This is a genomic window from Rhodococcus sp. SORGH_AS_0301 (assembly GCF_030818285.1).
In the GTDB taxonomy this organism is placed as follows: domain Bacteria; phylum Actinomycetota; class Actinomycetes; order Mycobacteriales; family Mycobacteriaceae; genus Rhodococcoides.
The window spans coordinates 795,001-809,135 of sequence record NZ_JAUTAC010000002.1; the positions used below are offsets into that span (position 1 = coordinate 795,001).

General features: G+C 66.3%; 10 protein-coding genes and 2 rRNA genes (1 of these 12 running past the window's edge). 7 read left to right on the top strand and 5 right to left on the bottom strand.

The genetic code is table 11. From position 1 onward, the window contains the following. The 5 genes from QE397_RS04340 to QE397_RS04360 all read left to right on the top strand — a co-directional run. Positions 1 to 2,226, top strand: a 23S ribosomal RNA gene (locus tag QE397_RS04340) (it extends 909 nt beyond the left edge of the window). 143 nt (positions 2,227 to 2,369) lie between these two features. Further along, positions 2,370 to 2,486: ribosomal RNA gene (gene rrf / locus QE397_RS04345) — 5S ribosomal RNA — on the top strand. Between the two features lie 128 nt (positions 2,487 to 2,614). Continuing rightward, positions 2,615 to 4,165 carry an adenylate/guanylate cyclase domain-containing protein gene (locus QE397_RS04350; protein WP_027505474.1) on the top strand — a complete coding sequence of 517 codons (1,551 nt, stop codon included), beginning with the start codon at positions 2,615 to 2,617 and terminating at the stop codon, positions 4,163 to 4,165. Positions 4,166 to 4,196: 31 nt separating this feature from the next. Beyond that, on the top strand, positions 4,197 to 4,901 hold the full coding sequence (gene nucS, locus QE397_RS04355; protein WP_027505475.1) for an endonuclease NucS: 705 nt from the start codon (positions 4,197 to 4,199) through the stop codon (positions 4,899 to 4,901). Between the two features lie 23 nt (positions 4,902 to 4,924). Beyond that, positions 4,925 to 5,245, top strand: a complete 321-nt coding sequence (locus QE397_RS04360; protein WP_082544702.1) for an ATP/GTP-binding protein — start codon at positions 4,925 to 4,927, stop codon at positions 5,243 to 5,245. A gap of 3 nt (positions 5,246 to 5,248) precedes the next feature. Here the strand turns inward: QE397_RS04360 and QE397_RS04365 are convergent, their stop codons facing one another. Continuing rightward, positions 5,249 to 6,217, bottom strand: coding sequence for a hypothetical protein (locus tag QE397_RS04365; protein ID WP_027505477.1), 969 nt, complete (start codon positions 6,215 to 6,217; stop codon positions 5,249 to 5,251). Positions 6,218 to 6,287: 70 nt separating this feature from the next. Further along, complete coding sequence (gene mce, locus QE397_RS04370; RefSeq protein WP_027505478.1) at positions 6,288 to 6,764, bottom strand: methylmalonyl-CoA epimerase; 477 nt, start codon at positions 6,762 to 6,764, stop codon at positions 6,288 to 6,290. Positions 6,765 to 6,914: 150 nt separating this feature from the next. Here mce and QE397_RS04375 point away from each other — a divergent pair, with 150 nt between their 5' ends. Continuing rightward, a complete protein-coding gene (locus QE397_RS04375) occupies positions 6,915 to 7,307 on the top strand; it encodes a DUF3817 domain-containing protein (protein ID WP_082544701.1) in 393 nt (130 codons plus the stop codon). Positions 7,308 to 7,376: 69 nt separating this feature from the next. Beyond that, positions 7,377 to 8,258 carry a tetratricopeptide repeat protein gene (locus QE397_RS04380; protein WP_056448951.1) on the top strand — a complete coding sequence of 294 codons (882 nt, stop codon included), beginning with the start codon at positions 7,377 to 7,379 and terminating at the stop codon, positions 8,256 to 8,258. Here QE397_RS04380 and QE397_RS04385 read toward each other — a convergent pair. From QE397_RS04385 to QE397_RS04395, 3 genes are read right to left on the bottom strand one after another with little or no spacing between them, the layout of a single operon-like run. Continuing rightward, complete coding sequence (locus QE397_RS04385; protein WP_307091972.1) at positions 8,255 to 9,718, bottom strand: metallopeptidase; 1,464 nt, start codon at positions 9,716 to 9,718, stop codon at positions 8,255 to 8,257. The genes QE397_RS04380 and QE397_RS04385 overlap by 4 nt on opposite strands. After that, positions 9,715 to 11,931, bottom strand: coding sequence for a 1,4-alpha-glucan branching protein GlgB (gene glgB, locus QE397_RS04390; RefSeq protein WP_307091974.1), 2,217 nt, complete (start codon positions 11,929 to 11,931; stop codon positions 9,715 to 9,717). The genes QE397_RS04385 and glgB overlap by 4 nt, the downstream gene beginning before the upstream one ends. Next, positions 11,928 to 13,934: a maltotransferase domain-containing protein gene (locus QE397_RS04395; protein WP_307091976.1), complete on the bottom strand. Its 2,007-nt coding sequence runs from the start codon at positions 13,932 to 13,934 to the stop codon at positions 11,928 to 11,930. The genes glgB and QE397_RS04395 overlap by 4 nt, the downstream gene beginning before the upstream one ends. Positions 13,935 to 14,135 lie beyond the last annotated feature (201 nt).

The following is a 14,135-nucleotide window of genomic DNA, read 5'->3' on the forward strand; positions in this document are numbered from 1 at the left end:
GTTCTCCCCGAAATGCATTTAGGTGCAGCGTCGCGTGTTTCATCCTGGAGGTAGAGCTACTGGATGGTCTAGAGGGCCCACAAGCTTATCGAAATCAGCCAAACTCCGAATGCCAGGATGTGAGAGCGCGGCAGTGAGACTGCGGGCGATAAGGTTCGTAGTCGAGAGGGAAACAGCCCAGATCGCCGGCTAAGGCCCCCAAGCGTGTACTAAGTGGAAAAGGATGTGAAGTCGCGAAGACAACCAGGAGGTTGGCTTAGAAGCAGCCACCCTTGAAAGAGTGCGTAATAGCTCACTGGTCAAGTGATTTTGCGCCGACAATGTAGCGGGGCTCAAGTACACCGCCGAAGCCGCGGCACTCACACAACAGCCCCCGGTTCCCTTGCGAGGGTTCCGGCAGGTGTGTGGGTGGGTAGGGGAGCGTCGTGTGGCCAGGGAAGCGCCGGAGTGATCCAGGTGTGGAGGCCACGCGAGTGAGAATGCAGGCATGAGTAGCGAAAGACGAGTGAGAAACTCGTCCGCCGAATGATCAAGGGTTCCTGGGCCAGGTTAATCCGCCCAGGGTGAGTCGGGACCTAAGGCGAGGCCGACAGGCGTAGTCGATGGACAACGGGTTGATATTCCCGTACCCGTGTATCCGCGCCCATGATGAATCAGGAGTACTAACCGTCCAGAGCCGCCAGGAGCACCTTCGGGTGCCGGGTGTGGTGATGCACGGGACCTTTCCTGGTAGTAGTCAAGCGATGGGGTGACGCAGGAAGGTAGCTGAGCCAGTCAGTGGTAACACTGGTGTAAGCCTGTAGGGCGAGACCTAGGCAAATCCGGGTCTCACACAGCCTGAGAGGTGATGCATAGCCGAATGAGGCGAATTCAGTGATCCTATGCTGCCGAGAAAAGCCTCTAGCGAGCTGGTACACGGCCCGTACCCCAAACCGACACAGGTGATCAGGTAGAGAATACCAAGGCGATCGAGATAACTATGGTTAAGGAACTCGGCAAAATGCCCCCGTAACTTCGGGAGAAGGGGGACCCCTGCTGGTGATGGAACTTGCTTCCTGAGCTGGTGTGGGTCGCAGAGACCAGTGAGAAGCGACTGTTTACTAAAAACACAGGTCCGTGCGAAGTCGTAAGACGATGTATACGGACTGACGCCTGCCCGGTGCTGGAAGGTTAAGAGGACCGGTTAGTTCCTTCGGGAGCGAAGCTGAGAATTTAAGCCCCAGTAAACGGCGGTGGTAACTATAACCATCCTAAGGTAGCGAAATTCCTTGTCGGGTAAGTTCCGACCTGCACGAATGGCGTAACGACTTCTCAGCTGTCTCAACCATAGACTCGGCGAAATTGCATTACGAGTAAAGATGCTCGTTACGCGCGGCAGGACGAAAAGACCCCGGGACCTTCACTACAGCTTGGTATTGGTGTTCGGTTCGGTTTGTGTAGGATAGGTGGGAGACTGTGAAGCATGCACGCCAGTGTGTGTGGAGTCGTTGTTGAAATACCACTCTGATCGTATTGGATACCTCAACCTCGGACCATGATCTGGTTCAGGGACAGTGCCTGGTGGGTAGTTTAACTGGGGCGGTTGCCTCCCAAAATGTAACGGAGGCGCCCAAAGGTTCCCTCAGCCTGGTTGGCAATCAGGTGTCGAGTGCAAGTGCACAAGGGAGCTTGACTGTGAGACTGACAAGTCGAGCAGGGACGAAAGTCGGGACTAGTGATCCGGCACCGGCAAGTGGAAGCGGTGTCGCTCAACGGATAAAAGGTACCCCGGGGATAACAGGCTGATCTTCCCCAAGAGTCCATATCGACGGGATGGTTTGGCACCTCGATGTCGGCTCGTCGCATCCTGGGGCTGGAGTAGGTCCCAAGGGTTGGGCTGTTCGCCCATTAAAGCGGCACGCGAGCTGGGTTTAGAACGTCGTGAGACAGTTCGGTCTCTATCCGCCGCGCGCGTCAGAAACTTGAGGAAGGCTGTCCCTAGTACGAGAGGACCGGGACGGACGAACCTCTGGTGTGCCAGTTGTTCCACCAGGAGCACCGCTGGTTAGCTACGTTCGGAAGGGATAACCGCTGAAAGCATCTAAGCGGGAAGCCTGTTCCAAGATGAGGTTTCTCACCCCCTCGAGGGGGTAAGGCCCCCGGCAGACCACCGGGTTGATAGGCCAGAACTGGAAGCCCAGCAATGGGTGCAGGTGACTGGTACTAATAGGCCGAGGACTTACCACAAAGAAGCTACGCGTCCACTGTGCAGTATCTGAGACAACACACGAGTTGGTCAGCAGATAACTGAAACCCGCACCACCGATCCATCACCAGCAGCACCGGTGACAGGGAACGTGTGTGCCTCGTGCTCTGTTGTTTCACAGAGTTTCGGTGGCCATAGCGGAGGGGAAACGCCCGGACCCATTCCGAACCCGGAAGCTAAGCCCTCCAGCGCCGATGGTACTGCACCCGACAGGGTGTGGGAGAGTAGGACACCGCCGAACAACCCTTCCCAGAAAGCCCCCCGACCACCGGTCGGGGGGCTTTCTGCATTCACGGGTATCGGTGTCCGGACACAGTCCGATCAAGCAGAGTCCCGTCCTACGCGCGCCGGGATAGTCTCGTATCCACCATGCCGCAGAAACCACGACGCTCGATATCGCCTCTGGGCTCCCCGCTGCTCGGGCACACCGAGGAATCACCGCGTCGCCGGCGTATCCGGGTGCAGATTCTGCTCACCGTCTTCCTGCTGGGCGCCAACGCGATCGGCGCCGTGATCGTGGGTGCACTCATCAGCGTGGTCGTGCCGGGGCCGGACGTCGTCACGCCCCGTGAGTACTGGTGGGTGAACTTCATCCTCATCCCGTGCTACCTCGTGGTCGCGTTCCTCATCGGAGTGGGGTGGGGAACCAAGCGCACCGTCAAGGGACTGCGCTGGGCCATCGAGGACCGCGTGCCCACCCGCAAGGAACAGAAGCGCACGCTGGCGATGCCGTGGCGGCTCACCCGGTTGCAGATCGGCCTCTGGATCGGCGGGCTCGTCATCGTCACGACGGCCGACGGCATCATCGATCCCAACTCCATCCCCAAGGTCGCGTTCACCATCGCGTTCGGTGGTGCGACCGTCTGCGCGTTCAGCTACCTGCTGACGGAGTTCGCTCTGCGCCCGGCGGCGGCGCGTGCTCTCGAGGCCGGCGATCTCCGCCGTATCCGTATCGCCGGGGTGATGGGGCGCTCCATCCTCTCGTGGCTCCTCGGTACCGGCGTCCCCGTGGCGGGACTCATGGTCATCGCCATCGCCTCGTTCATCCGCGATGACACCACCGCCGACCAGTTCGCGGTCGCCATCCTCGCGCTCGGCGGCATCACGTTCCTGTTCGGCTTCGCGCTGACGCTGCTCGGCGGTCTGGCGACGACGGCGCCCATCGACAACGTGCGCTCGGCGATGGTCGAGATCGAACGCGGCAACCTCGACGCACGGGTGTCCGTCTACGACGGCACCGAGCTCGGCGAACTGCAGAGCGGCTTCAACCGCATGGCCGAGGGCCTCGCCGAGCGGGACAAGATCCGGGACCTGTTCGGTCGCCACGTCGGCATGGAGGTCGCCGAGGCCGCGCTGAAGAGCAATCCCGAGCTCGGCGGCGAGGAGCGCGACATCGCCGTCTTCTTCATCGACCTGATCGGATCCACGGAGCTGGCGGCCTCCCAGCCCCCGGCGCAGGTGGTGGATCTGTTGAACCGCTTCTTCGACGTGGTGGTCGACGAGGTGGACAAGCATCACGGTTTCGTCAACAAGTTCGAGGGCGATGCGGCGCTCGCCATCTTCGGTGCTCCCGGCGATCTCGACGATCACTGCGGGGAGGCCCTCAGCGCGGCTCGCGCCATCATGCGGCGACTCGAGAACGAGGTCCCGGACTGCCAGGCAGCCATCGGTATCGCGTCCGGGCGAGCCGTCGCGGGCAACATCGGTGCGAAGCAACGATTCGAGTACACGGTCATCGGTGATCCGGTGAACGAGGCGGCCCGGTTGTCCGAGCTCGCCAAGTCTGCGGACGGGCGTCTGGTGGCGTCGGCACGCACGGTGGAGCACGCCCACAATCAGTCGAGTGACGAGTGGTCGTTCGGCAAGAGCGTGACGTTGCGGGGGCGGTCGGAGGAGACGCAGCTCGCGACCCCTGCCTGACGGCGGCCCACACGGTCGATAGGGTGGCCCGGTGCGTCTGGTCATTGCTCGGTGTCAGGTCGACTACGTCGGTCGGTTGACGGCCCATCTGCCGTGGGCGAAGCGTCTACTGCTCGTCAAGTCCGACGGATCGGTGAGCGTCCACGCGGACGATCGGGCGTACAAGCCGCTCAACTGGATGACGCCGCCTTGCTGGCTGGTCGAGAACCCTGCAGAGGCTCTCCCTGCCGACGGCGACGTCGTGCCCGCGGACCGACAGCTGTGGGTCGTGACCAACAAGGCCGGCGAGGAACTGCGCATCACGATCGAGGACATCGAACTCGACAGCAGCCACGAACTGGGTGTCGATCCGGGTCTGACCAAGGACGGCGTCGAGTCCCATCTGCAGGAACTGCTCGCCGAGCACGTGCACACGCTCGGTGACGGGTACACCCTGGTACGCCGGGAGTACCCGACGGCGATCGGACCCGTGGACCTTCTGTGCCGCGCCGAGGACGGTGCGACGGTCGCGGTGGAGATCAAGCGTCGAGGAGACATCGACGGTGTCGAGCAGCTGACTCGCTATCTCGAACTCCTGAACCGTGATCCACTGCTGGCTCCGGTGCGGGGCGTGTTCGCGGCCCAGCAGATCAAGCCGCAGGCGAAGACGCTCGCGGAGGATCGCGGGATTCGTTGCCTCACACTGGACTACGACTCGCTCCGCGGAATCGAATCGTCCGCGTTCACGCTCTTCTGACGCGGTCGCCTACCATCGGTCGAGTGCCGAGACGCAACAACCAACGAGCCGGCCGGTCGGGCCGACCGGGGCGACCCGCGCCGACGTTCGGTGACGCCACGGCGCGAGTGGAGCGCGGCCCGTCCTTCGACGGCGACGAGGAGTACGTCGTGCGCCCGATTCCCGGCGCTCGCGCGACCAAGACCTACCGGTGCCCCGGCTGCGACCACGAGATCATGCCCGGTGTGGCGCACGTGGTCGTCTGGCCCGCCGAGAAACTCGGCGGACCCGACGACAGGCGGCACTGGCACACCGGATGCTGGTCCGGCCGCGGTACGCGCGGGCTCACCCGCAGGTGGTCCTGACTCTCAGGACTGGGTCGAGCTCGACTGGCCGTTCGAGGAGCGCTCGGTCGACGTCTCGGCCGGTGCCTCGTCGAGGAGTGACTCGTCGATCTCGAGATCGTCCGGCGCCAACGGTGCGTCGAGCAGTTCGCTCTCCCGGTTGACCGAGGCGAGCATGGCCGGCACGGAATCGAGTTGGCCGCGGATGCCGAGCAGCTGAGCGAGCACCCGGCCACGCAGGACTCGCAATTCCTCGGCGAGCTCCTTGGCGTGAGCGATGCGGCGCTCCGACTGCTCGGTGGCAGCCTGGAGGCGACGCTTCGCCTCGGCGGTGGCATCGGCGAGCCGACGATCCGCCTCGGCCTTGGAGTCGGCTTCGAGCTCGTCGACGGCGTTCATCACCTTGGTGCGGCGATCGGCCATCGTGATCTCGAAGTCCTCCTGCACCGCGGCGCGCTTCTTCTCGGCCTCGGCGGCGAGGCGATCACGCTCGGCCTGCGCCTCCTCGACGATGCGGGCGGCGGCTGTGCGCGCCTCGGCCATGGTCTGCTCGTGCTCGGTCTCGAGTGCGGACCGTCGGTCCTTCAGCTCGGCGACCAGGCCCTCGTACTCGCCGCGCATGCGGGTGGCGTCCTGCTCGGCCACGGACACGAGTTCGGCAGCGTCGGCCTCGGCCTTGGCGCGCACCTCGGACGCCTCGTCCGAGGCGAGTCGCAGCATGCGAGAGATGCGATCGCTCATGCCCTCGGCGGTGGTCGGGGGGACCGACAGCCGATCGATGTCCTTACGGAGATCGTCGATCTCGTCGCGGGCGTCCTCGAGCTGGACCGCGAGATCGCGGGCCTGCGCGGCCGCCGCGTCGCGATCGGTCGCGATGACGCGGAGCTCGGCATCGAACCGCTCGAAGTACCGCTGGACCTCGTCCTTGTCGTACCCCTTGCGGACCACGCTGAAGGGCAGGGAGCTGCTACCGCTGACGTTCTCTGGTGCCATGCGGACAACCTACCGTCACGCGCCCCGTTTCGGCCGTCGGGTGCTGATCACGACGGGTTCCGGGGAAGGGTCAGCTCGCGGCGGGCTCCACCAGCTCGACGAGGACGCCGCCGGCGTCCTTGGGGTGCACGAAATTGATCCGGGAATCGGCGGTACCGCGGCGGGGAGCGTCGTACAGCAACCGGGCACCACGCTCGCGGAGGAACGCCGCGGTCTCCTCGACGTCGCGGACGCGGAAGGCGAGCTGCTGCAGGCCGGGACCGTTCCGGTCGAGGAACTTGGCGATGGTCGACGTCTCGTCGAGGGGAGCGAGGAGCTGGATCTGCGCGGCGCCGTCGGCGGCACCGGGAACAGAGATCATCGCCTCGACGACACCCTGGCTCTCGTTGACCTCGCGGTGGGTCACCGTCATCCCGAAGTGGTCCCGGTAGAACTCGAGGGCGACGTCGAGGTCGGCCACTGCGATCCCCACGTGGTCGATGGCCGTCACGAGGCCTGCCGTCACCGCGTCCGCGGTCGCCGTCGTGTGCTCGTCGGTGGTCGTCATACTTTGACGTTAGACCTTTTTTCCGGCAGTTCGGGCGTGGTCTGGGTCACAATCGATCGTCGGCATCTCTGGACGACCGCCAACTCTGTGTGGCCAAGGCGACGCCGCCGATGGTCGAGGACCGTTCACCGACTGCGGCAGAATGGACACATGGCCGACAACCAGCTCTCCAGCACCGCACCTGCCGCGTCCTCCACGGTCTCGCAGCCGCCGATCGTGCGGTGGTTCCGCGTCGTGGCGGTCGCGGAAGCCGTCACTTGGGTCGCGCTGCTCATCGGCATGGCTGTCAAGTACGTCCCCGACCCCAACATCGACAGTGGTGTCCGGATCCCGGGCATGCTGCACGGCGCGGTCTTCGTCCTGTACCTCGTGATCACCGTGCTGACCGCCCTCGCGTTGCGGTGGAGCAAGGGCGTCACGGTGCTCGCACTCCTCGCGAGCATCCCGCCCTTCGGCACCATCGTCTTCGAGGTGTGGGCGTCGAGGACCGGACGTCTGGTTCGATCGGCCGGAGCCGCATCGCCGCGGGCCGCGGCGGAGTGACAAAATAACCTCGTGACTCGACCCGGATCTCGCCCACCAGTACGTCCGTCGGCCGCGGCAGCCGCCGCCATGTCCGGCGCGGTCGACCTCTCGGCGCTCAAGGCCAAGGCGCAGGCCGCGTCCGCGCCGCCGTCTCCCACCGCCGCCAACGGTCTCGCGGTCTCCGTCACGGTGACGGAGGTGGACTTCGAGGCCGAGGTGTTGGTGCGCTCGAGCCAGGTCCCCGTGATCGTCAATCTGCTGTCGCCGCGCTCCCCGCAGTCGCTGCAGCTGACGCAGTCCCTCGAGGCCCTCGCGGTCGAGGGTGACGGCGCCTGGGTGCTCGCCAACGTCGACGTCGACGTCAATCCGCGCATCGCGCAGGCCTTCGGCGTGCAGGCCGTTCCCACGCTGGTCGCCGTCGCAGCAGGCCAGCCCCTCGCGGATCTGCAGGGCCTGCAGCCCGAGGAGAGCCTGCGTGAGTGGTTGGCGGCCATCGCCCGCGCCGTCGAGGGGAAGCTGACCGGTGTCCCGAACGCCGACGAACCGGCCCCCGAGCCCGAGGACCCGCGCTTCGACGCAGCCGAGGCCGCGCTCGCCGAGGGTGACCTCGCGGGTGCCGAGGCGGCCTTCCAGGAGATCGTCGACGCCGAGCCGGCCAACAAGCAGGCATTGAACGGCGTGCGTCAGGTCCGATTCCTGGCACGCGTCCAGGGGCTGCCGGACGACATCGTCGAGCAGGCCGACGCGGCGCCGGACGACGTCGATCTCGGTCTCCAGGCGGCCGACGCGTTGCTGTATCAGCAGCGGACCGAGGACTCGTTCGCTCGTGTCGTGGAGCTGGTCCGGCGCACGCGTGAGGACGATCGCGCCCGTGCTCGCGCCCGGTTGCTGGAGTTGTTCGAGCTCTTCGACCCGGCGGATCCGCTGGTGGTCACCGCTCGACGCAAGCTGGCGTCCGCCCTCTACTAGGAGTAGCGGCCGTCGCACGCCTCCCGGCCACCCAGCACGCCCCAGCGGAACGCGTCGACGCGCGCGAAGCCGCTGGGGACCGTGCGACCGTCCACGTCACTCGCGGCGAGCCCGTCCGACAACAGACCCGACACCGCCTCGTCGAGGTCGCCCGGTGACAGTGTCACCGTCGACCTCTGCGCCGCGTCCGTGTCGGAGGGACTCAGTGCTGCGGTGACCACTCCCGACAGGCACGCCGACCGGAGCGCGGCTCGGGCGTCCGTCAGGCCCTGGCCGGCCTCGTTCTGCACGGCCAGCACGTACCGGGAGACGAAGAGGACATAGGCGCCGTAGTCACCGGTGACGTCGAGCGGCACGATGTCGTCCTCGCTCACCTCGGTGGGACGTCCGCGATCGGCCAGCGCGTCGACCGAGATACCGATCGTGTTGGTGGAGGGGCAGTAGGAGACCGGTTCCGTGGTGAGCGCGTCCGCGCACCCGGTGTCGGCGCCGGAGTAGTCGACCGTCGGGGGATCCGTGGTGGGCATCACCTGTTCGAACGTCGCGGCGAACTGCTCGAGCGAGTCCTGCGTGACGGGGAGCTCGCCGGTGTCGAGAGGGCTGTCGAACTGTTGGGGAAGGGTCGAGCGCCGCGACTCGACCTCCTTCTCGTCGATGCGCGTGCAGGCCCCGGCGCCGTCGGTGAAGCCGATCTGGGCGGCGGTGACCCGTTCGAACGCGGAGCCGTGCACCGAGTCGGGATCACCGGGGTCGACGTCGCGGACGGCCACGGTGGCCGCGAGGACGTCGTTCAACCCGTCCGAGGTGTCGAGCGTGAAGTGGGTCGAGTCGCCCTCGGCGACATGGCGCATGAAGGCGCCCGCGAAGCAGTCTGCCTGTTGCTCGGCGACGATGGTCGGGTCGTCGTCCCCGACGAGGCCGGACTGCGTCTGCACGGCGTGGCCGTACTCGTGGGCGAGCACCATGACCACCGACATGGGTCCGAAGGCGTCGATCATGGCCGGCATGAGCAGACCACGGTCCCAGCCGATGCTGTCGTCGAGTGAGCAGTATCCGGCGTTGGCGAGTCCGTCCGTCGGTTCGCTGCAGAAGAGCGGACCCTCGCCGGCGTCGGCGGTGGCATCCCAGGACACCAAGGACCGGACGGGCTGGAAGGACCCGCGGAACAGCGTCGAGTACGTGGTGCGCCAGAACTTCTGGATGTCGTCCACGGCGTCCGTCGCCAGCAGGTCGACGTCGGTTCCGGCGGCGCCGTCGACGTCGAGCTGGGCATGGGAGACACCGGGTCTGGGGCCGGACGGGCCGTCCGTGACGGGGAGACCGGCGACGGTGAAGGGATCGTCGTAGATGGAGACGGGGGAGCCCGTCACCACCGCGCCACATGATGTGAGCACGGTGGTGACGGCGAGTGCGAGGAGGCTCGCGGACCAGCCGAACCGGACGCGAGCCCCGCGCATCATCTCTCCAGTCTGAGCCAGATCGCTCCGTAGGGCGGAAGGGCGACCCGAGCGGATGCCGGACGACCGTGCCACGAGTGCTCGGTCGCGGTGACCTCACCGAGGTTGCCCACTCCCGAACCGCCGTAGACCTCCGCGTCGGTGTTGAGGATCTCGACCCATCGGCCCGGCTCGGGTAATCCAACACGATAGTCGCCGTGCGGGGAACCGGAGAAGTTGAACAGGCAGGCCGTGACGGAGCCGTCGTCGCCGAAGCGCAGGAAGCTCAGCACGTTGTTCGCGGTGTCGTTGGCGTCGATCCACGAGAAGCCACTGGGCGAGCCGTCCTGTGTCCAGAACTCCGGGCCTGCGACGTAGGTGCGGTTGAGGTCGCCGACCAGTTGCTGCACACCGCGGTGCAGCGAGCCGCTTCCTTCCTCGCCGATCTCCCACCAGTCGAGACCGCGCTCGTCGGACCACTCGGCGGTCTGGCCGAACTCCTGGCCCATGAACAGCAGTTGCTTGCCGGGATGCGCCCACATGTAGGCGAGCATGCCGCGCAGACCCGCGGCCTTCGCCCAGTCGTCACCCGGCATGCGGGACCAGAGCGTGCCCTTCCCGTGCACGACCTCGTCGTGGCTGATGGGCAGCACGAAGTTCTCGCTCCAGGCGTAGACCAGGGAGAACGTGACCTCGTGGTGGTGGTACGCGCGGTGGATCGGATCGCGCCCGATGTACCCGAGCGTGTCGTGCATCCAGCCCATGTTCCACTTCATGGAGAAGCCGAGGCCGCCCACGCTGGTGGGACGCGTGACGCCGGGCCACGAGGTCGACTCCTCGGCCACGGTGACGACGCCGCGGTGCAGCTTGTGCACGGTCGCGTTCATCTCCTGCAGGAACGCCACGGCCTCGAGATTCTCGCGACCGCCGTAGATGTTGGGGCTCCACCCACCCTCGGGGCGCGAGTAGTCCAGGTAGAGCATCGACGCGACCGCGTCGACGCGGAGCCCGTCGATGTGGAACTCCTCGATCCAGTACAGCGCGTTGGCGACGAGGAAGTTGCGCACCTCGGTACGACCGAAGTCGAAGACGTAGGTGCCCCAGTCCAACTGCTCGCCTCGCTGCGGGTCGCCGTGCTCGTAGAGCGGGGAGCCGTCGAACCGCGCGAGGGCCCAGTCGTCCTTGGGGAAGTGCGCCGGGACCCAGTCGACGATGACACCGATGCCGTCACGGTGCAGGAGGTCGACGAAGGCGCGGAAGTCGTCGGGGGTGCCGAAGCGCGACGTCGGTGCGTAGTACGAGGTGACCTGGTATCCCCACGATCCACCGAAGGGGTGTTCGGCGACGGGCAGCAGCTCGACGTGGGTGAAGCCGGTCTCGCGTACGTGAGCCGAGAGCTGTTCCGCCAGTTCGCGATAGTTCAGTCCGGGGCGCCAGGAGGCGAGATGCACCTCGTACACGCTCATCGGCGCCCGGTGCGGTTCCAGCTCGGCGCGGGCGGTGATCCAGTCACCGTCCGACCACTCGTACGACGACTGGTTCACGACCGACGCCGTCGACGGCGGGACCTCGGTGGCGAAGGCCATCGGGTCGGCCTTGTCCTTCACCGAGCCGTCCTTGCCGTGCACCCGGAACTTGTACAGCGTGCCGGCGCCGATGTCGGGGACGAACAGCTCCCACACACCGGTGGTGCCGAGCACGCGCATCGGCCAGGTCTGTCCTCCCCAGCCGTCGAACTCGCCGACGACGGTGACGCCGACGGCGCCCGGGGCCCACACCGCGAACGAGGTGCCGTTCACGGGCCCGTCGGGCGTGGTGTAGCCCTGCAGATGCGCTCCGAGGATGTCCCAGAGTCGTTCGTGGCGCCCCTCTCCGAAGAGATGGAGATCGAGCTCGCCGAGGGTCGGCAGGAAGCGGTAGCCGTCGGCGACGGTCACCTGGTGACCGCCCGGGTATTCAACGCGGAGCCGGTAGTCCGCGAGGTCCTCCACCGGCACCAGGGCCGAGAACACGCCGTGCGCGACGTGCGTGAGCTCGTGGTCCTTCCCGCCGATGACCGCGGTGACGCTGAGAGCGTTGGGACGCAATGCCCGGATGGCGGTGCCGCCCGGTATGGGGTGCGCGCCGAGAACGGAGTGGGGGTCGTGGTGCTGCCCGCGGGCGAGCAGCGAGAGGTCGTGATCACCGGGAGCGGCGAGGGTGTCCGTGCTCGCGCCGGGGGTAGTGCGTTCCGTCATGAGATCTCCTTCCGGAAGGCGAGTTCGGTGCGGGCGGGGAACGGGACGGGCGGCAGCGCCAGGATGTGGGCGACCGACCGCCACGGCTCGAGCTTGACGTAGTTGGCCTGGCCCCACTGGAACTGCTGACCGCTCACCTCGTCGGTGACCGTCAGGTGCTCCTGCCAGTCGCGGCCGATCTGCGGCATGTCGAGCCAGACGGTGCCTTCCTCGGCGCCGAACGGGTTCAGGTTGATCACGACCAGCACCGCGTCACCGGTCACCGCGTCGAACTTCGAGTAGGCGATGATCGCGTCGTTGTCGACGTGGTGGAAGTGGATGTTGCGCAACTGCTGCAACGCCGGGTGCGCCTTGCGGACGGCGTTGAGCATGGTCAACCACGGCTCGAGCGATTCGCCGCGAGCCCGTGCGCCCTCGAAGTCGCGGGGGCGCAACTCGAATTTCTCTGTGTCGAGGTACTCCTCGCTGCCCTCGCGCACCGGAACGTGTTCGTAGAGTTCGTATCCCGAGTACACGCCCCACGTGGGGGACAGGGTGGCGGCGAGAGCGGCACGCAGCGCGAACATGCCGGGGCCGCCCTTCTGCAGGCTCTCGTGGAGGATGTCCGGCGTGTTGACGAACAGGTTGGGTCGACCCAGATCGGCCTTGGCGGCGATCTCCTGTCCGAACTCCGTGAGCTCCCACTTGGCCGTGCGCCACGTGAAGTACGTGTAGGACTGCGTGAAACCGCGTCGCGCAAGACCGTAGAGCCGCGCGGGACGCGTGAACGCCTCGGCGAGGAAGAGCACGTCGGGGTGCGTCTTCTTGACCTCGGCGATGAGCCACTCCCAGAAGTCCGGTGGCTTGGTGTGCGGATTGTCGACCCGGAAGATCTTGACTCCCTGGCTGATCCAGAACTTGACGACGCGCAGCACCTCCGCGTAGATGCCCTTGCGATCGTTGTCGAAGTTGACCGGGTAGATGTCCTGGTACTTCTTGGGTGGGTTCTCCGCGTAGGCGATGGTGCCGTCGGGGAGCACGGTGAACCAGTCGGGATGTGCGGCGGCCCAGGGGTGGTCCGGGGCGCACTGCAGGGCGAGGTCCAGGGCGATCTCGAGGTCGAGCTTGCGCGCGGCCGTGACGAGTGCGCGGAACTCCTTGACCGTCCCCAGCTCGGGATGCACCGCGTCGTGGCCGCCCTCGGACGAGCCGATGGCCCACGGCGAGCCCACGTCGGTGGGTCCCGGGGTCAGAGTGTTGTTGCGGCCCTTGCGATTCACCTTGCCGATCGGATGGATCGGCGGGAAGTAGACGACGTCGAAGCCCATGGCCGCCACGCGGGGGAGCGCGCCGATGGTGGTCTCGAACGTGCCGTGGCGAGGAGTGCCGTCCTCGTTCCAGCCGCCCGTGGAGCGGGGGAAGAGCTCGTACCACGATCCGACGAGTGCCTCGCGGCGGTCGACCCAGACGTTGATCGCCTCGCCGCGCGTCACCAGCTCGCGCAGCGGCGTCTCGTGCAGGATCTCGCGCACCTCGGGCGTGAACGCCGGTGCGACGCGTGACGGCAGCGGTGCGTCGCTCCGCAGCGCCGTCACGACGTTCTCGAGCAGTGGCTTCTCCGAGCGACCGACGTTCTTCGCGGCGCGTTCGAACAGGCGTGCGCCGGTCTCGAGATCGTTGGCCAGTTCGGCCGGCCCCTGGCCCACGCCGAGTTTCGCCTCGACCGCATGCATCCAGGTGGCGATTGGATCACCCCAGCCCTCGATACGGGCGATCCAGAAGCCTTCGGCGTCGGGAGTGAACACACCGTGGAAGATGTCCGGCTGCTCGCCGGGGACCATCGGGATGTGGACCGACTTGCCCTGGCCGGGCCCGCGAACCGCCAACGTCGCGTTGACGGCGTCGTGCCCCTCGCGCCACACCGCGGCCGTGATCGGGAATGTCTCTCCCACAACGGCCTTGGCGGGATACTTACCGGACGATGTGTTGGGTAGTACGTCGTCGATGCCGATACGGCCTGTCACCGAAGCCCCTTTTCTGCTGGTTGTCGCAGTTCTGTCGATGTCGGGTTGTCGGGCTGAGCTCGAGGTCAACCGTAGACGAGATGCCCCGGTCTTTCTCGAAACCGACCGAGAGCACCGACGCGACCTGCGGACGAGGCACGCGGCAGTCTCGGACGCCACCGGGAGAAGTACCCGAACGGCTCCTCGGCAAACGCGGAACCA

Coding starts and splice junctions, on each gene's coding strand:
- QE397_RS04365 (WP_027505477.1), bottom strand. CDS start 6,217: ATGGCACCAGAGAACGTCAGCGGTAGCAGCTCCCTGCCCTTCAGCGTG.
- QE397_RS04380 (WP_056448951.1), top strand. CDS start 7,377: ATGTCCGGCGCGGTCGACCTCTCGGCGCTCAAGGCCAAGGCGCAGGCC.
- glgB (WP_307091974.1), bottom strand. CDS start 11,931: ATGACGGAACGCACTACCCCCGGCGCGAGCACGGACACCCTCGCCGCT.
- QE397_RS04350 (WP_027505474.1), top strand. CDS start 2,615: ATGCCGCAGAAACCACGACGCTCGATATCGCCTCTGGGCTCCCCGCTG.
- QE397_RS04385 (WP_307091972.1), bottom strand. CDS start 9,718: ATGATGCGCGGGGCTCGCGTCCGGTTCGGCTGGTCCGCGAGCCTCCTC.
- QE397_RS04375 (WP_082544701.1), top strand. CDS start 6,915: ATGGCCGACAACCAGCTCTCCAGCACCGCACCTGCCGCGTCCTCCACG.
- mce (WP_027505478.1), bottom strand. CDS start 6,764: ATGACGACCACCGACGAGCACACGACGGCGACCGCGGACGCGGTGACG.